Genomic DNA, 22,586 nt, shown 5'->3' with positions numbered 1-22,586 from the left:
TCACTACCTCCCTGGAGTCGGTCGTGCCCCCCGACCGGCACCGGGACTTTCGGCCAATCAGCCGCGCCAGCCTTAGACCGAAAGTGGTGTCGTCGAAGGCGCTCTAGCCGCCCGAGAGGGTCAGTGGGGGGATCGAACGGGTACGGATCTGGATCGAGTCGTTACTCCGTGACGTTGCGGTCACACGATCGGGGTAGTAATGCGTGACTGGCTAACAGATCCCCGGAGACCGGCGATGAACAGAGGTTGCTGCCACCCGGATGGGCGTGCATTCGCTACGTGCATCCGCAGGGGAACACTCTCGCGGGTACTCCGCGGCCGTCGCTAGGGCCGGTCGGGGGAGGCGGGCGGCCGGGTGCCGGGGCGGACCACCAGCCTGAGTTGTCCGCCGGGCAACCGGATGATCAGGCGTGAAACAGGCAAACCGGACTTATCGCGTTCCGGCTCCGTGACGGACTGCGGGTTTCCGGCCGGCGGGGGCCGGGCCTTCCCCCATCCGCTGAAGCCCGGTCCCGGCAAACCGCCCACCTCGGCCCAGGCGGGTCGTTAGAGTGTGGCCGTCCGCCCGGCGGACACCGCGAGCGACCCGATTCCGGTCGCCCGGCGTTATGGGGGTTTCACTCGAATGGTTGATATTGGTGTGCTGGTGCTGCTCGCTCTGGTGCTGGTGGCACTGGTGGTGATCGGTGTGCTGCTGTCCCGCCGCGGCCGGGTGAAATCCCCGGAACCGGTGCCGGGCGCCGATCCGTTCGGCTCCGCCGACGTGGACGCGGTGCGCGGCGACCCCCGCACCCTCGGTCCCGGCGCGATCGCCGAGATCCGCGGCCAATCCCACGCCGTGCGCGGCACGCTGCGGCTGACCGAGGACGGCTGGTCCTGGACCGAGCACCTGCTGGAGGACCCCGGCGGCCGGCGGTACTGGCTGTCCGTGGAGGAGGACCCGGACCTGGAGCTGGTGCTGTTCACCGCGTTGACCGACGTGGTGGTGGAGCCGGGCCCCGAGATCGCGCTGGACGGCCGGACCTACCACCACAAGGATTCGGGCACGGCGAGCTTCACCGCCGAGGGCACCACCGGTCTCGACGCCGAGGGCACCGTGCACTACCAGGACTACGCCGCGGGTGACGACGCGCGGCTCTCGCTGGAGTCCTACGGCGACGGCGGCAAGTGGGAGGTCAGCCGCGGCGAGGTGCTGTCGCGGTACGAGGTGCGGATCTACCCGCCGGGGCACTGACCGGGCGGGACTGGGGAAGAGGACGACGTGAAACACCTGCTGTGGTTCGTGCTGGGCGGGATACTGGCGGTGATCGCGCTGATCATCGCGGTGAACCTGCTGTTCTTCGGCGGGACGAGCGTGGCGAGCTTCGTGGACAACGAGTTCGACCGCGACACCTCGCAGGACTTCGACTCCGGGGTGCTCTCCTACACCTCGGCCAAGAAGCCGAGCGCGGTGTCCACCCTGATCGTCACCGACTGGCAGCCGCTGGCGCAGTCGGCCGACAACTCGGGCATCTACCTGCGGTACTCCTCGGACGCGGTGGTGATCACCCCGCGCGGCACCGGCTCGACCATCCAGGTGATGGACGCCGAGCGGGCCCACCGCCGCTACGGGCACACCAGCGGGTCGTGGGGCTGGACCTCCACCCACGGCGGTGACTTCCGCGGGCGCGGGCCGGGGGCGGGCAAATGAGCGAGGAGCAGCAGGCCAGGGGCTGCGCCTGGATCTTCTGCGGACTGCTGGTGGCGGGCGTGGTGTGGGCCGTGATCAGCGGGTCCAGCGGCACCTCGCCACCGGGACCGGGGGAGTTCCACAACGCGGACACCACCGCGTTCTCGAGCGACACCAGGTACGACGGCGGCGCGGTTCCCGGTTTCACCCCGGACGCGGCGCAGGAGCTGAGCGCCGGTCTCGCCGAGCTGGAGAAGGTGTACGGCGTCTGCTTCGGGTGGCGCCTGGAGGACGGCTCGACGAAGAACGTGCAGGTGGGCTCCAGCCGTGGGCCGGGCACGGTGGCGAGCAACTGCTCGCGGTGGCTGGAGACGCGGGTGTCGGTCGGGTACACCAGGGAGAGCAGCGAATTCGCGGACGGGGTTTCCGTGCGGGTCGAAGGCTCGCCGGAGTTCGGCAGCGCGAAACTGCCGCGGGAAGCGGACTTCGCCCGGCTCGGCGTGCACGGCCCGGCGCTGGTCGAGGACCCGGTCGCCGGCACCGGGCACGCCGCGCTCGGCCTGCCGCTGCTGATGATCGAAGCGGGCGCCATGCAGGCCGTGCCGACCCCGCCGCCCGCCGACCGCCCGGTGCCGCCGCTGGGCCGGGCCGGCAGTTCGGACTTCCCGGTGAGCACCACGCTGACCCTGTCCGGGCTGGGGGCCGGGGTGGTCCTGTGCGTGGGGCTGGGCTTCTGGATGCGGGCGCGGGCACGGCAGAAGGAGGCGGCTTCGCCGGGGCAGGCGACCGGGGAACCGCCTTCTTCGCCGAGTGCTGCCGGGCCTTCCCCGTCGGGGCCACCGCCTTCCGGGCAACCGCCGCGGGGACCGGCTGGGCCTCATCCGGGGCAGCCCGGGGCGCCGCACCAGCAGCCGCGGCCTGGACACCAGCAGCCGCCACCGCCGGGGCGGCAACAGCCGCCGTGGCCGGGGCAGTAGCTGCTGGGCGCTGGGAAAGACCAACTGAACCACTGAAAGGCGACCATGTCCGAACTCGTTTCCGGCCTGCTGGCCACGCTGGCCTACGGCGCGGTCGGCACCATCCTGATGGCGCTCGGCTTCGTGCTGGTCGATCTCGCCACGCCGGGCAAGCTCCGCGAGCTGATCTGGGTGCAGGGCAACCGCAACGCGTCGGTGCTGCTGGCCTCCGGGCTGCTCGGCGTCGGCGTCATCGTCACCACGGCGATCATCACCAGCGACAGCGACCTGGTCACCGGCCTGCTCTCCACCGTGGTCTTCGGCCTGGCCGGGCTCGCGTTGATGGCCGTCGCGTTCGTGCTGCTCGACCTGGCCACGCCCGGCAAGCTCGGTGAGCTCCTGGCCCGGCCCGAACCGCACCCGGCGGTGTGGGTCTCGGCCGCGGTGCACGTCGCGGTCAGCGCGATCATCGCCGCCGCCATCACGTGACGAGCACCGAGACCGGCACCGAGGCGCCCCGCACGCGGCTGGCCAGGGCCGCGGTCCTGCTCGCCGTGTTCGTCTGCGCGGCCTGCGGGCTGGTCTACGAACTGGCGCTGGTCGCGCTCGGCAGCTACCTGATCGGCGACACCGTCGGCCAGGCGTCGATCGTGCTGTCGGTGATGGTGTTCGCGATGGGCGTCGGCGCGCTGGCGGCCAAACCGCTCCAGCGCCGCGCCGAGGCCGCGTTCGCCGGCATCGAGATCGCGCTCGCCCTGCTCGGCGGGCTCAGCGTGCTCCTGCTCTACGCCGCCTACGCCTGGCTCAGCCTGTACGTGCCCGCGCTGGTGGTGATCGCGCTGCTGCTCGGCGTGCTGGTCGGCGCCGAGATCCCGTTGCTGATGGTGCTGCTGCAGCGCATCCGGCGGCAGGACGCGGGCAGCGCGGTGGCCGACCTGTTCGCCGCGGACTACGTCGGCGCGCTGCTCGGCGGCCTGGCCTTCCCGTTCGTGCTGCTGCCGGTGTTCGGCCAGATCCGCGGGGCGCTGCTGGTCGGCGCGCTGAACGCGATCGCCGGGCTCGGGCTGGTGCTCACCGTGTTCCGCAGGCGGCTGCGGCGGCGCACCCGGGCGGGGCTCTCGGCCGCGGCGGTCGTGGTCACCGCGGTGCTCGCCGCCACCTTCGCCTTCGCCGGGCAGTTCGAACTGTCCGCGCGGCAGGCCCTCTACGCCGACCCCGTGGTGCACGCCGAGCGCACGCCGTACCAGGAAATCGTGCTCACCGAATCGATCGGCCTCAGCGGCCCCGCCGACGTCCGCTTCTACCTCAACGGCGACCTGCAGTTCAGTTCGATCGACGAACACCGCTACCACGAGGCGCTGGTGCACCCGGTGCTCGCGGGCGCGCGCGAGCACGTGCTGGTCCTCGGCGGCGGCGACGGCCTCGGCCTGCGGGAGGTCCTGCGTTATCCGGACGTGCGGCAGGTGACGCTGGTCGAACTCGACCCCGGCGTGGTGCGGCTGGCCCGCACCCAGCCCGACCTGCGGGCGATGAACCAGGGCGCGTTCGACGACCCGCGCGCCCGGGTGGTCGACGCCGACGCGTTCACCTGGTTGCGGGACAACGCCGTCCGCTACGACGCGATCATCGTCGACATGCCCGACCCGGACTCGACGGCGACCGCGAAGCTGTACTCGGTGGAGTTCTACGCCCTGGTCCGGCGGGCACTGGCCGACGGCGGACGCCTGGTCGTGCAGGCCGGTTCGCCGTACTTCGCCCCGCGGTCCTACTGGTGCGTCGAGTCGTCCCTGCGCGAAGCCGGGTTGCGGACGGTGCCGTACCACGCCTCGGTGCCGAGCTTCGGCGACTGGGGTTTCCACCTGGCTGCCGCCGAAGGCGAACCCGAGCTACGGCTTTCCCCGGCCACTCCGGCCCTGCGCTCGCTGGACACCGAGTCACTGCGGGCGGCGGCGGTCTTCCCGGTGGACCGGCGGCGCATTCCGAACGTGCCTTCGTCGTCGTTGATGCAGCCGAGGGTCCTCGAATACGCCAAGGACGAATGGCGCAACTACTAGAACTACTGGGATCCGGTCCGCTGCTCGAACAGGGACACGCCCACCGGCGGCAGGCCGACCACGCTGGCCATCAGCTGGACGAAGCCCTCGCCGTGCGGCCGCAGCGCCGCGTCGACCGGGGTCCACGACGCCCGCAGCTCCAGGTCGTCGGTGCGGGACGGACCGGCGATGTCGCCGAAGCGCGCCGATGAGGTCTCGGTGACCGTGCCACCCAATGAGGTGTATTCGGCGCCGGTGTGCTCCAGCGCGTCGGTCAGCCACGACCAGCCGACCGCGGGCAGGAACGGGTCGGTGGCCAGTTCGCGGTCGAGTTCGGCGCGGACGTAGACGACCAGGCGCAGCACCCCGTTCCAGCCCTCCTGACCGTCGGGGTCGTGCAGCAGCACCAGCCTGCCCGAAGCCAGCACGTCGGCCGGGCCGGTGACCTCGCAGCTCAGCGCGTACGCCCACGGGGCGAGCCGCTGCGGGGCCCGCATCGGCGCCAGGACCACCTCCGGACGGGAGCGCGCGGAGGCCAATGCCGCGACCGCTTCGCGGAAGAGGTCGGGCGCATGCGTCATCGCGGTCACGCCCTGGACTGTAAGCCGGAAAGTGCCCGCTGAGCTGGCGGACGCGCCGTCAGCCGCCTGGAAATCGGCCCTGACCTCGCGCGTGGCACGATGTATCCGATGTCTTCTCCTAGCTCGGCGCCCGCGAGCGCCACCACGCGCCGCGCGCTGCCCGGCGCCCCGTTCCTGCTGGCCGCGCGGGGCGAACGCCCCGATCGCCTGCCGGTCTGGTTCATGCGGCAGGCCGGGCGTTCCCTGCCTGAATACCGCGAGCTGCGCGCGGGCACCGCGATGCTCGACGCCTGCTTCGACCCCGAGATGCTCGCGGAGATCACCCTGCAGCCGGTGCGACGGCACGGGGTGGACGCGGCGATCCTGTTCAGCGACATCGTGGTGCCGCTCAAGGCGGCCGGGGTGGACATCGACATCGTCGCGGGCACCGGCCCGGTGGTCGCCTCCCCGGTGCGGGACGCCGCCGCGGTGGCCGCGCTGCCCGAATTGGACGCCGAGCAGGTCGTGCCGGTCGCCGAAGGCGTGCGGCTGCTGGTCGAGCGGCTCGGTGACACGCCGCTGATCGGATTCGCCGGCGCGCCGTTCACGCTCGCCTCCTACCTGATCGAGGGCGGCCCGAGCCGCAACCACGAGCGCACCAAGGCGCTGATGCACTCCGAGCCGGAGCTGTGGCACGCGCTGGCGGGCAAGCTCGCCGACATCGCGCTCGGCTTCCTGCGCGTGCAGATCGCCGCCGGCGTCGACGCGATCCAGCTGTTCGACTCCTGGGCGGGTGCGCTCTCGCCGCGTGACTACCGCGAGTTCGTGCTGCCGCATTCGGCGAAGGTGTTCGCCGGGGTGGCCGACGCCGGTGTGCCGCGGATCCACTTCGGCGTCGGCACCGGTGAACTGCTCTCCGACCTGCGTGACGCCGGGCCCGACGTGGTCGGCGTCGACTGGCGGGTGCCGCTCGACGAGGCCGTGCGCCGGCTGACCGCCACCCGGCCGGGGTCGGCGCCGGTGGTGCAGGGCAACCTGGACCCGGCGCTGCTGTTCGGCTCGTGGCCGGTGCTCGAGGCCGAGGTGCGCCGGATCGCCGAAGAGGGCCGCGCGGCCGCCGGGCACATCTTCAACCTGGGCCACGGGGTGCTGCCCGACACCGATCCCGAGGTGATCACCCGGGTCGTCGAACTCGTGCACTCGCTTTGAGCACCCGGATCGCGGTGGTCGGCGGCGGTGTCTCCGGCCTGGCCGCGGCCCACCGGCTGCGGTGCCTGCTCGGCCCGGCGGCCGAGCTGACCGTGTTCGAGTCGGCCGGGGCGATCGGCGGCAAGCTGCGCACCGGCAGCCTGGCGGGACGGCCGTTCGACCTGGGTGCCGAAGCCTTCCTGGCCCGGCGCCCGGAGGCGCTCGGCCTGGCGCGTGAACTGGGTTTGGACGTGGTGCACCCGACCGGTGCGCGGGCGACCGTGCGTGCGGACGGGCAGGCGCGGCAGTTGCCGCCCGGCACGGTGATGGGCGTGCCGGCCAGTGCGGAAGCGGTGTCCGGGGTGCTCTCGGCCGAGGGGCTCGCCGCGGTGGCCGCGGAGCCGTCGCTGCCCCCGGTCGAGTTGCCGCCGGAAGACGTGCCGCTCGGCGGGCTGCTGCGGGCGCGGTTCGGGGACGAACTGGTGGACCGCCTGGTCGACCCGCTGCTCGGCGGGGTCTACGCCGGGGGAGCGGACGGCCTCGGCCTGCGCGCGACGATGCCCGGACTGGCCGGTGCGCTCGACCGCGGGGCCGCGTCGCTGACCGAAGCGGCGGCATCGCTGGTGCCCGCGGCACCCAGCGGCGCTCCGGTGTTCGGCACGCTCCCCGGTGGGCTCGGCGCGCTGGCCGACCGGCTGGCGGTCGCGTCCGGTGCCGAGGTGCGCACCGGGACCACGGTCCGCGAGTTGCGGCGGTCGGCCGGCGGCTGGCGCCTGGTGGTCGGCGCGGTGCCCGAGGAGTCCACCGTGGATTTCGACGCGGTGCTGCTGGCGGTGCCCGCCCCGGCTGCCCGGCGGTTGCTGGACGGGGTGGTTCCGGCGGCGTCGGCGGCGTTCGCGCGGGTGGAACTGGCGTCGATGGCGGTGATCGGGCTGGCCCTGCCGCCCGGTACCGAGCTGCCCGACGCCTCCGGTGTGCTGGTCGGCGCGTCGGAGCGGCGGGCCGACGGCAGGCCGTTCGCGGTCAAGGCGTTCACCTTCTCGGCGCGGAAGTGGGCGCACCACACCGGTGGCCCGGTGCTGCTGCGGGGCTCGGTCGGCCGCTTCGGTGAGCCGGGGGCGCTGCACCGCGATGACGACGAACTCGTGCGGCTGGTGCTCGACGACCTCGCCGAACTGACCGGGGTGCGGGCCGAGCCGGTGGACTCCGTGGTCACCCGCTGGGGTGGCGGGCTGCCGCAGTACGGCGCCGGGCACGCCGGACTGGTCGGGGCGGTCGAACGGGCCGTGGCCGGGGTGCCCGGCCTGGAAGTGGCGGGCGCCACGCTGCACGGAGTCGGCGTTCCCGCCTGCGTCGCCACCGCGGACGCCGCCGCCACCAGGCTCGCGGAGTTTGCGAAGATGGACGCATGGCGCGGCTGAACTACCACGAGCTGAACGACACCATTCGCTACACCGCCTGGTCGGTGTTCCGGGCCGAACCGGGCCGGCTGCCCGAGGACCGCGGCGCCGCCGCGCGCGAGACCACCGAGTTCCTCGACGGCCTGGAAAGCAAGGGCGTGGTGGTGCGCGGCGTGTACGACGTCGCCGGCCTGCGTGCCGACGCCGACTTCATGATCTGGTGGCACGCCGAGGAGATCGAGCAGGTCCAGGCCGCGTACACCGGGTTCCGGCGGACCCCGCTCGGCCGCGCTTCGGTGCCGGTGTGGAGCCAGGTCGCGCTGCACCGGCCCGCGGAGTTCAACCGCAGCCACATCCCGGCGTTCCTGGCGGGGGAGGACCCGCGGAAGTACGTCTGCGTCTACCCGTTCGTGCGGTCGTACGAGTGGTACCTGCTGCCGGACGAGGACCGCCGCAAGATGCTCGCCGACCACGGGAAGGAAGCGCGGGACTACCCGGACGTGCGCGCGAACACCGTCGCCTCCTTCGCCCTGGGTGACTACGAGTGGATCCTGGCCTTCGAAGCGGACGAGCTGCACCGGATCGTGGACCTGATGCGCCACCTGCGCGGCACGGAAGCGCGGCTGCACGTGCGGGAGGAGATCCCCTTCTACACCGGGACGCGGGTGCCACCGGCGGAGTTGGTGCTGAACCTGCCGTAGGACAGAGGTGGCATATGCCACTTCGCGGTGGCTCGGTAAGCTGCTCCGTATGATGCCTGAAATGGAACGCAGACAGCGGCAGCTCCGGCACGACGTGGATGACGTCTACGATCTATTGACCGAGACCGGTCAGCGGGTGAAACGACTCGAAGGCAGGGTAGACCTGCTCGACAGCAAGGTGGACCTGCTCGACGGCAAAGTGGACCTACTCGACGGCAAGGTAGACCTACTCGACGGCAAGGTAGGTCTGCTCGACGGCAGGCTCACCGATCTCGATGGCCAAGTCGCGGAGATGCGCCGGACGCTGGCTTCACAGAGTCGGACTCTGTCCGAGCATTCGACCAAGCTGGACGAGCACTCCACCAAGCTGGACGAGCACTCCACCAAGTTGGACGCGATCCTCGAGCTGTTGCGTGGTCAGCGGCCCGACACCAACTGAGGGACTGTGATCGAGGAAGAGATTGCCGCGTTGTGGCGGCGGGTGACCGGGGAGCAGTTGCCGTCGCCGGTGGGGGTCAGCGGTGCGGAGTCCGTGCTGCCCGGTCCCTACCGGGTGGCGGCGGCCGCGGCGGCGAGCATCGGCGTGACCACGGTGGCGGCGGCCGAACTGCTTCGCCTCAGGGGGATCACACCGGAGCCGGTGGCCGTGGAGCTGCGGCACGCGGCGGCGGCCTTCCGCAGTGAGCGCCACCTGCGGGTCGACGGCCGGGAACCGGGGGCGCTCGAGGCCCCGTTGACCGGTGACTACCTCGCCGCCGACGGGTGGGTCCGGCTCCACTGCAACCACCCGCGCCACGTCGCCGCCGTCTGCTGGGGGCTCGGCACCGCCGCCACCCCCGCGGCCGTCACCGAGGCCGTCGCCAAGCGGCGGGCCCGTGAGGTGCAGGAAGCGGTGACCGCCGCCGGTGGGGCGGCCGCGTTGCTGCGCACCCGCCAGGACTGGCTCGACCACCCCCAGGGCGCCGCCGTCGCCGGGCAGCCGCTGGTCGAGCTGCGGCAGACCGGCGACGCACCACCGAAGCGCCTGTTCGACTCGGACCGGCCGCTCGGCGGGGTGCGGGTGCTCGAACTGACCCACGTGATCGCCGGGCCGGTGGCCGGGCGGGTGCTCGCCGCGCACGGGGCCGACGTGCTGCACCTCGGTGCCGCCCACCTGCCGCGCCTCGAACCGCTGTGGCTGGACACCGGGCTCGGCAAGCGCACCGCGTTCACCGACCTCACCCAGGACGCCGGGCGCGCCCGCCTGCGCAAGCTGCTGGCCAGGGCGGACGTGTTCGTCCAGTCGTTCCGGCCGGGTGCGCTGGCCCGCTGGGGCTTCTCCCCGGAGGAACTGGCCGACGAGTTCCCCGGCCTGATCGTGCTCGACCTGTCCGCCTACGGCCCGCACGGCCCGTGGCGCCACCGCCGCGGGTTCGACAGCCTGGTGCAGGTGGCCTCCGGCATCGCCGCGCACGCCGGGCTGGACCAGCCCCGCCCGCTGCCCGCGCAGGCGCTCGACCACGCCACCGGCTGGCTGGCCGCGGCCACCGTGATGACCGCCCTGCGGCGTGCGGTGCGCGACGGCGGTGGCTGGCGCGGTCAGGTGGCGCTCGCCCACACCGCGGAATGGCTGGACTCCCTGGGCCGCCGCGAGCCCACCGGAACCGGTTACGCGGTCGACGACCTGCTGGCGAAGCTGCCCAGCCCGTACGGCGAACTCACCTTCGTGCCGGTGCCCGGTGCGGATCCGCGGTGGACGGAAGGCACCCGGCTACCGGGCACGGACCGCCCGTCCTGGTAACCGCTGCCACCACCGCGGCTGCTTCAGCTCACCCCTGGCGGTGAGCCAGTGCGCGAAGTCCTCCGCGTCCTGCCGCATCCGCACGCCCTCCTCGCGGGGGTGCGTGGCCGCGTACTCGTCGAACAGCGGTGCGTACCGCTCGCCCAGTTCCTGCGGCAGTTCGGGCCGCAGGTAGGCGATCACCCGGCGGCGTTTCGCCCGCAGCGCCCGCACTTCGACCTCGACCCGGCCCTGGTCGAACCCCGCCGGCGGGGGGCCGCCGGCGAGCAGCGCCCGCAGCAGTTCCGCCTGCCGGGCGGCCAGTTCCGCCCGGCTCACGCCTCGACCACCGCGCGGATCGCCGCCAGTTCGGCGGCCAGTTCGGCGTCGGTGGGGTAGGCGTCGTCCCGTTCCAGCAGCACCCCCGGCGGGTCCACCCTGGACCGCAGTTCACCGAGCAGGTCGAGCACCTGCGGTGGCACCGCGTGCGCGTGCGTGTCGTGGTAGACGCCGTGGTGCTCCTCGCCGCCCGCGACGTGCAGGTAGGCCAGCCGGTCCAGCGGGATCTCGTCCAGGAAGGACACCGGATCGCTGCCGAGGTTCCGCGCGTTCGCGTACAGGTTGGCCACGTCCACGATGAGCAGGCAGCCGGTGCGCTCGGTCAGCTCGGTGAGGAACCGCGCCTCGCTCAGCTCCGGGTCCGGCCACTCCAGCAACGCGGCGATGTTCTCCAGCGCGAACGGCACACCGAGGATCGACTGCGCCAGTTTCACGTTGTCCACCAGCACGTCCAGCGCCTCGCGGGTGCGCGGCAGCGGGATCAGGTGCCCGGCGTCCAGCCCGCCCGCGCGGACGAAGCACACGTGGTCGCTGGCGACCGGCGCGCCGAGCGCCGCGGTCAGCTCGGCCAGGTGCTCGACCCGTGTGGTGTCCAGTTCCTCGGCACCGCCGAGGGAGAGCGACACCGCGTGCGGCAGCACCGGCAGGCCGCGGTCGCGCAGGGCGGTCAGCGCCGGTGGCAGCGCGGCGGGCTGGAGGTTCTCCGCGACCACCTCCACCCAGTCGACCCCGGGCAGGCGCGGTACGGACAGGTCCAGTTCGGGCCGCCAGCCGATGCCGACGCCGAGCCGGGGCAGTTCAGCCACCACAACCCCCGCAGCCACCGCAGCCGCCACCACCACCGCAGGAGGAACCACCGGCGCTGTCACCACCGGACGCGCCGGGACTCGGTGCCGCCAGCGCCGACCGCATCTGCTCGTCCGGGTACATCGCCAGGCCGCCGAGCGCGACCGCGCCCGCGGCCCCCGCCAGCACCGGCGCCCCCGCCGACCAGCGCGGCGGGGCACCACCGGACCGGCCGGTCGGCTGCTGGGCCTGCCAGTTCCTGGCGCTGGCCAGCTGCACCGAACCCTGGGCGGTCGGCCGGGCGGGAGGCCCCGCCTTGGCGAGCGCGCCCGCGGTGAAGGTCGCCACCGCGGCCACCACCACCAGTGCGATCAGCACGCCGATCGGGCGGTCCAGCATGATCCCGTTGACCAGCCGCACCACGCCGAGCACCAGCACGGCCAGGTAGAGCAGGTGCACCACGCGGCGCAGCACCGCGGAGCCCGTCCTGGACCGGACCAGGCCGGCCTGCACCAGGTGCCGTTCCATGCCGCGGAGCACCTCCGCGGTCCGCATTTCCTTGCGCAGGTCCGGCATCCGGACGCCGCCCCGGCGCACGACCACGCCGTGCACCGCCCGTTCCACCGGATCGGCGGGTTCGGCACCGGCGCCGTGCACCCGGCCGCTGCTGTCGGCGCGCAGCGTGCCGCGTTCGAGCAGCGAGGCCACGGCCGTTTCGGTCACGCGGTCGGCGCCGCCCGCCAGGTACGCCACTTCGTAGACGTTGCCCGGCGTGTACGCCGTGGCCGGACGCGCACCGGCGGCGCCGAGCGCGATCCGGCCCACCAGCGCGACCACCAGCGGCGCAGCCAGCGAACACAGGTACAGCCCGATGAACACCGGGCCCGACATGCCCCACGGTTCCACCACCAGTCGGCCCTCCAATCCGCGACTGCCCGGAGACTAAGCCACCGCACCCTGGTGCAGGGCCGTAATTCCACCGGCTTCAGCTGCCGCCCCCGCCGCCCCCGCAACCCCCACCGCACCCGGAACCGCAGCCGCCGCCGTCCCCGGCCCCGCTGTCCCCGTGGCCCAGCCCGGCGAGCAGCGTTCCGGCGATCACGCCCGCGCTGCTGGTGCCGGCGTGACGGCGGCGCGTGCGGTTGAACCTGAGTTCCAGCGCGGGTGCGACCTCGGCATCGGGGTAGGCGGACAGGCCGCCGTTCAGCGCGACCTCGCGGGTGGCGCCGGTCAGCGTCTGCCGCGACGCGCGCAGCACCTGCTTGCCCAGTTCGGTCTTGCGCAGCCGGGGCCGCCGCCGCGCGGGAGCCAGTGCGGCGGCGGTGGCGCCGGCGGCGACGAAGATCAGGAAGCTGAGGAAGCCGATCGGCGTGCTCGTGGTGACCACGGCGAACCACCGCACCAGCCCGAACAGGGTGACCAGCCCGTAGAGCACGGTCACGCCCAGCCAGATCACGTGCGTGGGCAGCTCCGGTTCGATCAACCGGCGCAGTTCCAGCTCACGGCGGATCTCGGTCAGTTCCGGCGACTTGAGCGCGGCCACCGCCGCTTCGTTCGCGGTGGTGCCGAGGTACCCGGTCTCGAAGATGACCCGTTCCAGGTCGTCCTCCGGTTCACCGCCGATCGAGGACAGGCGCCCGCTGCTCTCCGCCCGCAGCTCCCCGCGGTCGACCAGGGCGGCGATGGCCGTCTCGACCGCGCGCAGCGGCCCGCGCGCCAGGTACGCCACGTGGTAGTCGCTGGGCAACGGCGAATCGTCCGGCGCCGAGCGGTACCGCCGCAGCTGCCGGAACCCCAGCGTCACCAACCCGCCCAGCAGCCCCGGCAGGACCAGCAGCACCAGGTACAGCACCAGGAAACCGGACCCGGACAGGCCCCAGGTCTCGTCCACCTCAGCTCCCTCCGCCCCCACCGCAACCGCCGCCCCCGCAGCCGCTGCTCCCACCGCAGCCGCTGCCGGACGAGAGCGAGCAGCCGCTGCCCACCGACGAACAACCACCCACCACCGCGCCACCGGCGTGGCCCCGGCGCGAACTCCGCCGCGGCCGGGGCGGCGGGAACAAGCCGGACAGCAGTGCCGTGCGCACGTCGTCCTCCGGATAACCCCGCAGCCCGTGCTGGGCCACCGATCCGGTCGTTCCGGGGAACGCCGCCGCGGCACGCGCCGCCACGCCCCGCGCCGTGGCCACGTCCTCGCGGGCGACCGCGAACAGCGAAGCGGCGATGACCCCGGACACGGCCAGCAACAGCAGCGGGAACAGGTAGCCGTCCGCCGCCCCCGCGGTGAAGCGGGCCAGGCCGAGCACCAGTGCGGCCGAAAACAGCCCGAGCGCGGTGAAACACCAGGCACGCCGCTGCTTCTCGTCGACCACCAGGCCCCTGACGACCAGGTCGTGCCGGAGGGCGTGCATCGTGCCGGTGGTGCGCACGCTGTCCACCAGCGCCCCCGCCGAGCGCCCGGCCACGCCGGTGGCTCCCGCGATCAGGTGCCGCTCCAGCTCGTTCTCACCGGCTCCACCGGTGTGGTGCAGGGTGCCCGAGGAGTCGACCCGCAGCAGCCCGCGGTCCAGCAGGCCGGCCAGCGCCACCTCGGTGGCACGGCGGGCGCCGCCGCGCAGGAAACCGGCCTGGCAGACGTCCAGCGGACCGGGTGCCGCCCCCCGGCCGGCCGAGCGAGCCCGGAGCTGTCCCGCCATCAGCACCACCGAGGGCACGGCCAGGCACCCGGCGTAGACGCCGAGAAAAGCGGGGCCGGACAGGCCCCACGGGTCAGCCATCGCACCCCTTCCCCACCCGAAGCGTGAACACCACGGTATCGAGCGGGTGAGGGGCTTGTCCCCGGAACGGGTTACGGCCTGGGCACCAGTTTCAGCGAGATCGAGTTGATGCAGTACCGCTGGTCGGTCGGCGTGTCGTAGCCCTCGCCCTCGAACACGTGCCCGAGGTGGCTGTGGCAGGAACCGCACAGCACCTCGATGCGGACCATGCCCATGGTGCGGTCCTCGCGCAGCAGCACCGCGTCGGAGTCGGCGGGGTCGTAGAACGACGGCCAGCCGCAGTGGCTCTCGAACTTGGTGTCGCTGCGGAACAGCTCGGCGCCGCAGGCACGGCACTCGTAGACGCCGGTGGTCTTGGTGTCGGTGTACTCGCCGGTGAACGGGCGTTCGGTGCCAGCCTCGCGGAGCACCGCGTACTCCTCGGGATCGAGCTGCTCCCGCCACTCCTGCTCGGACTTCACCACGCGGGGGGTGGCACCGACGACGGGTTTCATACCTTTCACGCCGTCCACGTTACTCGGCGAGCCAGGCCAGCGTCCGCAGCACGATGTCCCAGGAGGCGACGATCACGCCGATCAGGATCAGGCAGACCACGGCGACCGCGGTCCACCAGCGCAAACCGCCGGCGCGGTGGCTGGAGTCGGCGAAGTCGGCCACCCCGTCCAGCGAGGCCTCCACGGTGAACGCCGGCCCGCAGCGCTCGATCCGGTCGAGGTGGCGGGCGAACTCCTGGGCTTCCGGGTCCGCCGGGTCCAGCCCGACGAGGTCGTCGTGGAACCGGGGGTTCGGCTCGTCGTCCGAACTGCCCGTGCTGCTCCCGCCAGCGCCCATGCCCTCACGGTATCGCGTCAGTAGCGCCACCGGGTGCGAGCCACGATTTCTTCAGCCGACCGCCCGTCGAACAACGCGATTTCCCCGCGGCGCACGGTGAGCACGGTGTCCACCAGTTCCTCCCCGAGCGCCTTGCGCAACGCGGGGTCGGCTCCGAAGGCGGTGGCGGCCTCACCGAGGCTGGTGGGCAGCCGCTGCACGGTGCCCTCCGGCAGCGAGGCCGGGTCGACCTGGATCGGCTCGGGCAGCGCCGCCTGCTCGGCGATGCCCGCGGTACCGGCCGCCAGCAGCGCGGCCACCACCAGGTACGGGTTGGCGGCGCCGTCGAAGCACTTGACCTCCAGGTTCGCCGCGCGCCGGCCGTGCCCGGTCTCGCCGGTGACCAGCCGCAGCGCGGCCTCGCGGTTCTCCCAGCCCCAGCACCGGAACGGCCCCGACCAGTGCGCGGGCACCAGCCGCAGGTAGCTGGCCACCGAGGGGGCGCCGATGGCGAGCAGGCCGGGGAGCCGGTCGAGGATGCCGCCGCCGAAGGCTTCGGCCTGCTCGGTCAGCCCGTGCCAGCCGTCGCCGCCGGACATCAGGTTGGTGCCGTTCCGCCACAGGCTCAGGTGCACGTGCCCGCCGTTGCCGACGCCACCGGCCACCACCTTCGGCGCGAAGGTGGAGCGCAGGCCGTGCCGGTGACCGACCGCGCGGACGGTCTCCCGCACCAGCACCAGCAGGTCCGCCGCGCCGACCGGGTCGGTGGCCGCCACCGACACCTCGAACTGGCCGGCGGCGTACTCGGGGTGCAGCTGCTCCACGGCGATGCCCTGCGCGCCGAGCGCTTCGAGCACCTCGCGCAGGTAGCCGGGCAGGTCGGTGATCCGGCTCATGCCGTAGGCCGGGCCCGAACTGGCCGGGACGAACTCGTCGCCGTCACCGCGGGAGACGCACCATTCGACCTCGAAGGCGACCTGCGCGGTCAACCCGGCGTCGGCCAGCCGGGTCACCGCGCGCTGGGCGAGCAGCCGCGGATCAGCGGGGTGCGGGGCGCCGTCCTGCTGGTAGCGGTCGGCCGGGGCCCAGGCCCAGCCGGGCTGGGCGGCCAGCGCGGTGAGCCGGTCCAGGTCGGGGTGCAGCCGCAGGTCACCGACCGGGCCACCGGCGAACCGGCCGGTCACCGCGGAGTCGTCGACCAGGTAGGCGTCGAACACCGGGGAGGCGCCGATGCCCCAGGCCGCGGCGTGCCCGAGGCGGGCCGTCGGCACGGCCTTGACCCGCGTGATGCCGCTGGTGTCCACCCAGGTCACCGCGACGGCGGTGATCCCGCGTTCGACGAGGTCCGCGATGAGCCCGCGGGCCGCTTCGGCCCGCGCCTCGCGGTCGCGCTGGTCCATCCCTCAAGCCCCTTCCCCGTGGTCTGGACAGAGCACCAGTCTCGCGTGAACGATCGAACTTCGTCGTCGGCTGTCCCGGTCGAGGGAGGACGGATGGACAGCGAGCTGCCACTGGTCGACCACCACTGCCACGGCGTGGTGCGCCGCGAGCTGGACCGGCCCGCCTTCGAGTCGCTGCTCACCGAGGCGCCCGCCCCGGGCGCGCTCGGCGGCTCGCTGTTCGACTCGCGCATCGGGCTGGCCGTGCGGCGCTGGTGCGCGCCCGTGCTGGACCTGCCGGCGCACGCTCCGGCGGAGGACTACCTCGCCCGGCGGGCGGAACTCGGGGTCGCCGAGGTCGATCGGCGGTTCCTCACCGCGGCCGGGCTGAGCGCGCTGCTGGTCGACACCGGGTTCGAGCCGGAACCGCTGCTCGGCCCGGCGGAACTGGGCGAGCTGGCCGGGGCGCCCGCGCACGAGATCGTCCGGCTGGAACAGGTCGCCGAGCAGGTGCTCGCCAGCGGGGTGGCCGCCGGGGACTTCGCCGAGGCGTTCCGCACCCGGCTGGCCGCCAGGACCGCCGGTGCCGTCGGCGTGAAGTCCATCGCGGCCTACCGCGTCGGCCTGGACCTGGCCCCGGAACGCCCGGCGGCGGCCGAGGTCACCGCGGCCGCCGGGCGGTTCCTGCGTGGTGGTGGCGGGCGGCTCGCCGACGAGGTGCTGCACCGGTTCGGCATCTGGTGCGGGGCCGACCTCGGCCTGCCCGTGCAGTTCCACGTCGGCCTCGGTGACCAGGACGTGCGGTTGCGCGAGTGCGACCCGCTGCTGCTCATGCCGTTGCTGCGGGCGCTGGCACCGACCGGTGTGCCGGTGCTGCTGCTGCACAACTACCCGTTCCACCGGGAGGCGGGTTACCTGGCGCAGGTGTTCGGCACGGTGTTCGCCGACCTCGGCCTCGCCGGGCACAACGCCGGTGATCGCGCGGGCGCGCTGCTCGCCGAACTCACCGAGCTGGCGCCGTTCGGCAAGGTGCTCTACTCCTCCGACGCCTTCGGCCTGCCCGAGCTGCACTTCCTCGCCGCGACCCTGTTCCGGCGGGCGCTGGACGAGGTGCTCGGCGGGGGAGTCGAGGCCGGGTCGTGGACCGGCGCGGACGCCCGCCGGTTCCGCGATTCGGTGGCCGGGGAGAACGCGCGGCGGGTCTACTTCCCGGACTGAGGGCTCAGTTGAGCTTGGTGTTGGTGTCGAGGTAGAGCTGGCCGTTCACCGAGACCACCCGCACCACCTTCTCCACCGAGCCGCCGTCGTGGCTCACCGTGATCTTGATGTCGACGGAGCCGTCGTCGTTGTTCGCCTTCTTGTAGGCGACCGCGCCCTTGGAGCTGACCGACTTGAACTGTTCCCAGTACTGCTTGAAGGCGGCCTGGTCGCCGTATTCGGCCTGGCCCGCCGGGGTGAGCATGGCCCACGAGGAGGCGGCACCGCCGGGCAGGTTGTAGAAGTCGACCACCTTCTGCCCGGCCGGACCCCATTCGACCTTGCCGGAGCTGGTGGTGTTCTGCTGCGACGGCTTGGCCGAGCTGGGCGGGGCCGAGGATTCGGTGGGTGCCTGCGGCTGGCTGGTCGCCGGCGGGAGGGCCTGCGCGTTGTCGCCGCCGCCGTCGTCACCGTTGGACGAGGACAGCACGATGAACACGACCGCCGCGACCACCAGCACGGCGGCACCACCGGCGCTGAGCATCAGCGCCTTGCGCCTGGCCTCGGACTGCTGGGCCGGGGTGCGGCCGGAGCTCAGCGCGGGCGGGGGCGCGGCGGCGGCTCCCGGAGCGGTTTTGGTCTGCTGCGGCTGCTGGGGCTGCGGCGGCGGGGCCACCGGCTCCGATCTCTGCGGCGGGAACGTCGAGGTCGGGTTGACCGGCTTGGGCGCGGCGGCCATCGCGGGCGCCTTGTCGGTGCGGGCCCACGGGGTGCGTGAGATCGGGTTGCCCCCGGCGGGGGTGACCGGCTGGCGGCCGCCACTGGCCACGCCGAGCGCGGGGGAGACCGCGACCGTCGTCGCGCCGTGGGCGTCGCCCTCGCCCCTGGCCAGCGCCGCGAGCCGCTCACGGGCCTCGGGCATGGTCGGCCGCTCGCCCGGCTCGGTCTGCAGCATGCTCATCAGCAGCGCGGTGGCCGCCCCGGACTTGCGCGGCGGCTCGACCTTGCCGTTGGCCGCCTTGTAGAGCAGCGCGAGCTGGTTGGTGGAGTTGCCGTAGGGCGCGACGCCCTCCAGCGCGTGGTACAGCGTGGCGCCCAGCGCGAACACGTCCGACCCGGGGGACGGGTCGGCGCCGCGCGCCAGCTCGGGGGCCAGGTAGGCGGGCGTGCCGCCGATCAGCCCGGTCTGGGTCAGGGTGAGGTCGCCGGCGGCCCGCGAGATGCCGAAGTCGGTGATCTTGGTGGTGCCGCCGTCGTCGATCAGGATGTTGCCCGGTTTGACGTCGCGGTGCACGATGCCGGCCCGGTGCGCGGCCACCAGCGCCGCGGCCACCTGCTCGCCGATCCGCGCCACCTGCGGCAGCGGCAGCGTCGGGTTCTCCGCCAGCACCGCGGCCAGGCTGCGGGAGGGCAGGTACTCCATGATCAGGCACGGGTCGCCGTCGTGCTGGGCGATGTCGAACACCACGATGGCGTTCGGGTGCTGGAAGCGGGCTGCGTTCTTCGCCTCGCGCATGGCGCGCTGCCGGGAGTTGATCCGCTCGGCCTCGGACAACCCGGGCTGGGCGAGGATCTGCTTGACCGCGACGGACCGCTCCAGGCGCTCGTCGATGGCCCGCCACACCACTCCCATGGCGCCGCTGCCAATGTGCTCGACCAGGCGGTAGTGCCCTGCGATCAGCTGACCGGTGTCGATGGCAACTACTCCTCGGAAGACGGTCCCGCATGGTGGCTGGCTCGGCGCGAGCAACCGCTCAGCGCACCCGAACGAGTGTAGCGGGCGCGGTCGGCGGAGCTGTCACGACACCGCGGCGTCGGATGCGATCGATTCCGGTTTTGTGCGCCGGATCACGCGGTACAGCCCGGCCGCGCCGATGAGCGCGAACCCCGCGAAGCCAGCCAACACAGCCGGGTGTGTGGTGCCGGTGAGGGCGTCTCCCACCAGCACCACCAGCACCGTGCCGGGCAGGCTGCCGAGCGCGGTGCCCGCCAGGTACGGGCCGAACCGCACCGAGAGCACCCCGCACGCCCAGCTCATCGGGGCGAACGGGACGAACGGGATCATCCGCAGCGAAGCCACCGCGAGCACCCCGCCGTCGGCGAGCCGGGCGTCCAGCGCCCGGATGCGCCCGCGCTCGAGGTGACCGGCGACCCAGTCGCGGCCGAGCAGCCGGGCCAGCCCGAAGCCGAGCGCCGCGGAGACCACCGTGGCCAGCAGCGCCACGCCGATGCCGAGCGCGTTGCCGAGCAGCAGGCCGGAAACCACGTTGAAGCTGGTGCGCGGGATCGGCGCCACGGTCAGCACCGAGTACGCGGCGAGCAGCAGCACCGGCGCGACCCACCCGGCGCCGGTGGCCCAGGCCCGCAGCTGCGCGGGCGCGGGGACGTCGATCACCAGTGCGGCCGTGACCAGTGCCGCGAACAGCACCAGTGCGGCGATCAGTTTGGCCCGGCCGGTCATGCGTCCACGGTAATCGGGGTGACGGCGGGCACCGGCATGTGGTCCAGTACGCCGCGTGCTCGATCCCGGACCGCTGCGCGAGCAGCCCGACCTGCCCGGTGCGCTGGTCACCCTGCGGCAGCTCGACGAATCCTTCCTCGACGGCGCGTGCGGGGTGCTCGGCGACCCGGAGACCAGGCGGCTGACCGGCACGCACCACCGGTTCACCCGCGACGAGGTCCGCGCCCACCTCGCCACCCGCCGCGGCCGGCCCGATCGGGCGGACTACGCGGTGGTCCGCAACGACGACGGCGCTTACCTCGGTGAAGTGGTGCTGATGGACCTCGACGAGGACAACCGGTCGATGGACTTCCGGATCGCCCTCGGCAGCCACGCCTTCGGCCGGGGGTACGGCACGGAAGCGATCCGGCTGGTGGTCGCCTTCGGCCTGGACGTGGTCGGCCTGCACCGCATCGGCCTGGAGGTCTTCGAGTTCAACCCGCGGGCGCGGCGGGCCTACGAGAAGTGCGGGTTCGTCCGCGAAGGACTCCGCCGCGACGCCCTGTGGTGGAACGGCGAATGGCACGACGCGATCCAGATGTCCCTCCTGGAAGGCGATCCGCGGTTAGGTTAGGCGTCGTGGCGAAACACGGTGACCCAGTCGAGTACCAGGTGGGCGAGCGCACGGTCCGGGTGTCCAGCCCGGACAAGGTGTACTTCCCCGAGCGCGGCATCACCAAGCGGCAGGTGGTGGAGTACTACCTGGCCGTCGGGGAGCCGCTGCTGCGGGCGATCGGCGAGCGGCCGACCACGCTCAAGCGCTATCCGGACGGGGTGACCGGCGAGCTGTTCTACGCCAAGCGCGTGCCCAAGGGCGCGCCGGACTGGGTGCAGCGCGTGGAGATCACCTTCCCGTCCGGGCGGACCGCCGAGGAGGTCTGCCCGACCGAGCCCGCGGTGTTCGCCTGGGCGGCGAACCTGGGCACCTTCGACTTCCACCCGTGGCCGGTGCGCCGCCCGGACGTGGACCACCCGGACGAGCTGCGCATCGACGTCGACCCGCCGGAGGGGGCGCGGTTCGCCGACGCGGTGGAGGTGGCGGGCACCGTCCGCGAGGTGCTCGCCGACGCCGGGCTGACCGGGTACCCGAAGACCTCCGGCGGCCGCGGTGTGCACGTGCTGGTGCGGATTCGGCCGGACTGGGACTTCATCGCCGTGCGGCACGCGGTGATCGCGCTCGGTCGTGAGGTGGAGCGCCGCAACCCCGAGCTGGCCACCATCGCGTGGTGGAAGGAGGAGCGCGGCGACCGGGTCTTCATCGACTACAACCAGGCCGCGCGGGACCGGACGGTGGCCTCGTCGTGGTCGGTGCGCGGGACCCCGCGGGCGACCGTGTCCACGCCGCTGACCTGGGAGCAGCTGGCCGACGCCGATCCGGACGAGTTCGACGTGCTGACCGTGCCGGACTGGCTGGCCGAGCACGGGGACGCGCACGCCGGGATGGACGGCGAGGCGTTCGGCCTGGAGACGCTGCTGGAGTGGTACGACCGCGACGAGCGGGACACCGGGCAGGCGGAGATGCCGTACCCGCCGGACTACCCGAAGATGCCCGGTGAGCCCAAGCGCGTGCAGCCGAGCAAGGACCGGGACCGGCCGAAGTGAACCGCCGGGCGGTGGCGCTGCTGACCGCGTTCCTGCTGGTGGTGGCCGCGGTCCCGGCGGCGGCCGCGGGCGGGGCCGCGTTGCGGGTGCTGACCTTCAACATCCACTCCGGCATCGGCCTGGACGGCAGGCTGGACCTGGCGCGCACGGCCCGGGTGATCACCGATTCGCGGGCCGACGTGGTCGGCCTGCAGGAGGTCGACGTGCACTGGGCGGCTCGCAGCCAGTACGCCGACCAGGCCGCCGAGCTGGGGCGGCGCACCGGGATGCAGGTGTTCTTCGCGCCCATCTACGACAAGGAGCCCGAACCGGGCCGGGTGGAGCGGCGGCGCTACGGCGTCGCGGTGCTGAGCCGCTTCCCGATCCGGCACGCGGTCAACCACGCCATCACCCGCCTGTCCACAGTGGACGAAACCCCGCTCGCGCCGATGCCCGGTTTCGCCGAGGCGGAGCTGGACGTGCGGGGCAGGCCGCTGCGGTTCTACGTCACGCACCTCGACCACCGGCCGGACCCGGCGGTGCGGGCGCGGCAGGTCGAGGAGATGGTGCGGGTGGTCCAGCCGGGTGTGCTGGCAGGCGACCTGAACGCGGGGGCGGCGGCGGCGGAACTGGCGCCGCTGTTCGAGCGGTTGCCGCCGACCGGGGTGGCGGGGTTCACCTTCCCGGCCGATGTGCCGGATCGGCGGCTGGATTACGTGCTGAGCACGCTGACTCCGGTGGTGACGAGGGTGCCGGAGGAGAGGGTGGCTTCGGATCATCGGCCGGTGCTTGCCTTGGTGCAGTTGTGGTGAGTTTCCCGGGTGCCGCCCCGGTTTTTCAGTGAGCCGTGTTCTTGGCGGTGGACCGAGGCGGGGTTGGGGGTCCGGGCGGTGCTCCTGGTGGGTGCCCGGGTTCCTGCTGGCTGTGCTCGGGGGTGCTGTTTGGTGCTGA

General features: G+C 73.2%; 25 protein-coding genes. 14 read left to right on the top strand and 11 right to left on the bottom strand.

What is annotated here, in order from left to right:
* Positions 1-625 precede the first annotated feature (625 nt).
* Genes AC07EG_RS15915 through AC07EG_RS15895 form a run of 5 tightly spaced genes read left to right on the top strand, consistent with a single transcriptional unit; the run spans position 626 to position 4,679 of the window.
* A complete protein-coding gene (locus AC07EG_RS15915; protein WP_478253829.1) occupies positions 626-1,234 on the top strand; it encodes a DUF4178 domain-containing protein in 609 nt (202 codons plus the stop codon).
* 27 nt (positions 1,235-1,261) lie between these two features.
* Complete coding sequence (locus tag AC07EG_RS15910; protein ID WP_478253828.1) at positions 1,262-1,690, top strand: DUF4247 domain-containing protein; 429 nt, start codon at positions 1,262-1,264, stop codon at positions 1,688-1,690.
* A complete protein-coding gene (locus AC07EG_RS15905; RefSeq protein WP_478253827.1) occupies positions 1,687-2,646 on the top strand; it encodes a hypothetical protein in 960 nt (319 codons plus the stop codon). Before AC07EG_RS15910 ends, AC07EG_RS15905 begins: the two co-directional genes overlap by 4 nt.
* 45 nt (positions 2,647-2,691) lie before the next feature.
* Positions 2,692-3,114, top strand: a complete 423-nt coding sequence (locus AC07EG_RS15900; protein WP_478253826.1) for a DUF350 domain-containing protein — start codon at positions 2,692-2,694, stop codon at positions 3,112-3,114.
* Entirely contained in the window at positions 3,111-4,679 is a 1,569-nt protein-coding gene (locus AC07EG_RS15895; protein ID WP_478253825.1) for a polyamine aminopropyltransferase, read from the top strand. Before AC07EG_RS15900 ends, AC07EG_RS15895 begins: the two co-directional genes overlap by 4 nt.
* 2 nt (positions 4,680-4,681) lie before the next feature.
* On the opposite strand, the gene AC07EG_RS15890 is transcribed toward AC07EG_RS15895, so the two are convergent.
* Complete coding sequence (locus AC07EG_RS15890; RefSeq protein WP_478253824.1) at positions 4,682-5,248, bottom strand: DUF3000 domain-containing protein; 567 nt, start codon at positions 5,246-5,248, stop codon at positions 4,682-4,684.
* A 99-nt stretch (positions 5,249-5,347) separates the two neighbouring features.
* On the opposite strand from AC07EG_RS15890, the gene hemE reads away from it, so the two are divergent.
* The 5 genes from hemE (at position 5,348) to AC07EG_RS15865 (ending at position 10,287) form a co-directional block, all read left to right on the top strand.
* Complete coding sequence (gene hemE / locus AC07EG_RS15885) at positions 5,348-6,427, top strand: uroporphyrinogen decarboxylase (protein ID WP_478253823.1); 1,080 nt, start codon at positions 5,348-5,350, stop codon at positions 6,425-6,427.
* The gene (gene hemG, locus AC07EG_RS15880) at positions 6,424-7,827 is read left to right on the top strand and encodes a protoporphyrinogen oxidase (protein WP_478253822.1); all 1,404 of its coding nucleotides are present in this window, start codon (positions 6,424-6,426) and stop codon (positions 7,825-7,827) included. The genes hemE and hemG overlap by 4 nt, the downstream gene beginning before the upstream one ends.
* A complete protein-coding gene (hemQ, locus tag AC07EG_RS15875; protein ID WP_478253821.1) occupies positions 7,815-8,507 on the top strand; it encodes a hydrogen peroxide-dependent heme synthase in 693 nt (230 codons plus the stop codon). Before hemG ends, hemQ begins: the two co-directional genes overlap by 13 nt.
* 61 nt (positions 8,508-8,568) lie before the next feature.
* On the top strand, positions 8,569-8,946 hold the full coding sequence (locus tag AC07EG_RS15870; RefSeq protein ID WP_478253820.1) for a hypothetical protein: 378 nt from the start codon (positions 8,569-8,571) through the stop codon (positions 8,944-8,946).
* Positions 8,947-8,955: 9 nt separating this feature from the next.
* The gene (locus tag AC07EG_RS15865) at positions 8,956-10,287 is read left to right on the top strand and encodes a CoA transferase (protein ID WP_478253930.1); all 1,332 of its coding nucleotides are present in this window, start codon (positions 8,956-8,958) and stop codon (positions 10,285-10,287) included.
* Here AC07EG_RS15865 and AC07EG_RS15860 read toward each other — a convergent pair.
* The 8 genes from AC07EG_RS15860 to AC07EG_RS15825 all read right to left on the bottom strand — a co-directional run bounded on the left by AC07EG_RS15860 (position 10,258) and on the right by AC07EG_RS15825 (position 16,378).
* Positions 10,258-10,605, bottom strand: a complete 348-nt coding sequence (locus tag AC07EG_RS15860; protein ID WP_478253819.1) for an SCO6045 C-terminal-like domain-containing protein — start codon at positions 10,603-10,605, stop codon at positions 10,258-10,260. The genes AC07EG_RS15865 and AC07EG_RS15860 overlap by 30 nt on opposite strands.
* Positions 10,602-11,402: an MbnB/TglH/ChrH family RiPP precursor modification enzyme gene (locus AC07EG_RS15855; protein WP_478253929.1), complete on the bottom strand. Its 801-nt coding sequence runs from the start codon at positions 11,400-11,402 to the stop codon at positions 10,602-10,604. Before AC07EG_RS15855 ends, AC07EG_RS15860 begins: the two co-directional genes overlap by 4 nt.
* Before the next feature lies 1 nt (position 11,403).
* Positions 11,404-12,300: a TIGR04222 domain-containing membrane protein gene (locus tag AC07EG_RS15850; protein ID WP_478253818.1), complete on the bottom strand. Its 897-nt coding sequence runs from the start codon at positions 12,298-12,300 to the stop codon at positions 11,404-11,406.
* Positions 12,301-12,376: 76 nt separating this feature from the next.
* Positions 12,377-13,282, bottom strand: a complete 906-nt coding sequence (locus tag AC07EG_RS15845; RefSeq protein ID WP_478253817.1) for a TIGR04222 domain-containing membrane protein — start codon at positions 13,280-13,282, stop codon at positions 12,377-12,379.
* A gap of 1 nt (position 13,283) precedes the next feature.
* Positions 13,284-14,168, bottom strand: a complete 885-nt coding sequence (locus tag AC07EG_RS15840; protein ID WP_478253816.1) for a TIGR04222 domain-containing membrane protein — start codon at positions 14,166-14,168, stop codon at positions 13,284-13,286.
* A 71-nt stretch (positions 14,169-14,239) separates the two neighbouring features.
* A complete protein-coding gene (gene msrB, locus AC07EG_RS15835; RefSeq protein ID WP_478253815.1) occupies positions 14,240-14,662 on the bottom strand; it encodes a peptide-methionine (R)-S-oxide reductase MsrB in 423 nt (140 codons plus the stop codon).
* 19 nt (positions 14,663-14,681) lie between these two features.
* Entirely contained in the window at positions 14,682-14,999 is a 318-nt protein-coding gene (locus AC07EG_RS15830; protein WP_478253814.1) for a hypothetical protein, read from the bottom strand.
* Between the two features lie 17 nt (positions 15,000-15,016).
* Entirely contained in the window at positions 15,017-16,378 is a 1,362-nt protein-coding gene (locus tag AC07EG_RS15825; RefSeq protein WP_478253813.1) for a type I glutamate--ammonia ligase, read from the bottom strand.
* Positions 16,379-16,471: 93 nt separating this feature from the next.
* Between AC07EG_RS15825 and AC07EG_RS15820 the strand changes: the two genes are divergently transcribed.
* Entirely contained in the window at positions 16,472-17,575 is a 1,104-nt protein-coding gene (locus tag AC07EG_RS15820) for an amidohydrolase family protein (RefSeq protein ID WP_478253812.1), read from the top strand.
* A 4-nt stretch (positions 17,576-17,579) separates the two neighbouring features.
* On the opposite strand, the gene AC07EG_RS15815 is transcribed toward AC07EG_RS15820, so the two are convergent.
* Complete coding sequence (locus AC07EG_RS15815; protein ID WP_478253928.1) at positions 17,580-19,235, bottom strand: serine/threonine-protein kinase; 1,656 nt, start codon at positions 19,233-19,235, stop codon at positions 17,580-17,582.
* A 117-nt stretch (positions 19,236-19,352) separates the two neighbouring features.
* Positions 19,353-20,015, bottom strand: coding sequence for a TVP38/TMEM64 family protein (locus AC07EG_RS15810; RefSeq protein ID WP_478253811.1), 663 nt, complete (start codon positions 20,013-20,015; stop codon positions 19,353-19,355).
* Positions 20,016-20,070: 55 nt separating this feature from the next.
* Between AC07EG_RS15810 and AC07EG_RS15805 the strand changes: the two genes are divergently transcribed.
* Genes AC07EG_RS15805 through AC07EG_RS15795 form a run of 3 tightly spaced genes read left to right on the top strand, consistent with a single transcriptional unit; the run spans position 20,071 to position 22,447 of the window.
* Positions 20,071-20,628: a GNAT family N-acetyltransferase gene (locus tag AC07EG_RS15805; protein WP_478253810.1), complete on the top strand. Its 558-nt coding sequence runs from the start codon at positions 20,071-20,073 to the stop codon at positions 20,626-20,628.
* Positions 20,629-20,633: 5 nt separating this feature from the next.
* A complete protein-coding gene (gene ligD, locus AC07EG_RS15800; protein WP_478253809.1) occupies positions 20,634-21,656 on the top strand; it encodes a non-homologous end-joining DNA ligase in 1,023 nt (340 codons plus the stop codon).
* Complete coding sequence (locus AC07EG_RS15795) at positions 21,653-22,447, top strand: endonuclease/exonuclease/phosphatase family protein (protein WP_478253808.1); 795 nt, start codon at positions 21,653-21,655, stop codon at positions 22,445-22,447. Before ligD ends, AC07EG_RS15795 begins: the two co-directional genes overlap by 4 nt.
* Positions 22,448-22,586: the final 139 nt, after the last annotated feature.

Source organism: Amycolatopsis sp. NPDC045836, from assembly GCF_056431745.1.
Note: the sequence above shows the minus strand (reverse complement) of the source record. Positions and strands in the feature narration are given on the sequence as shown.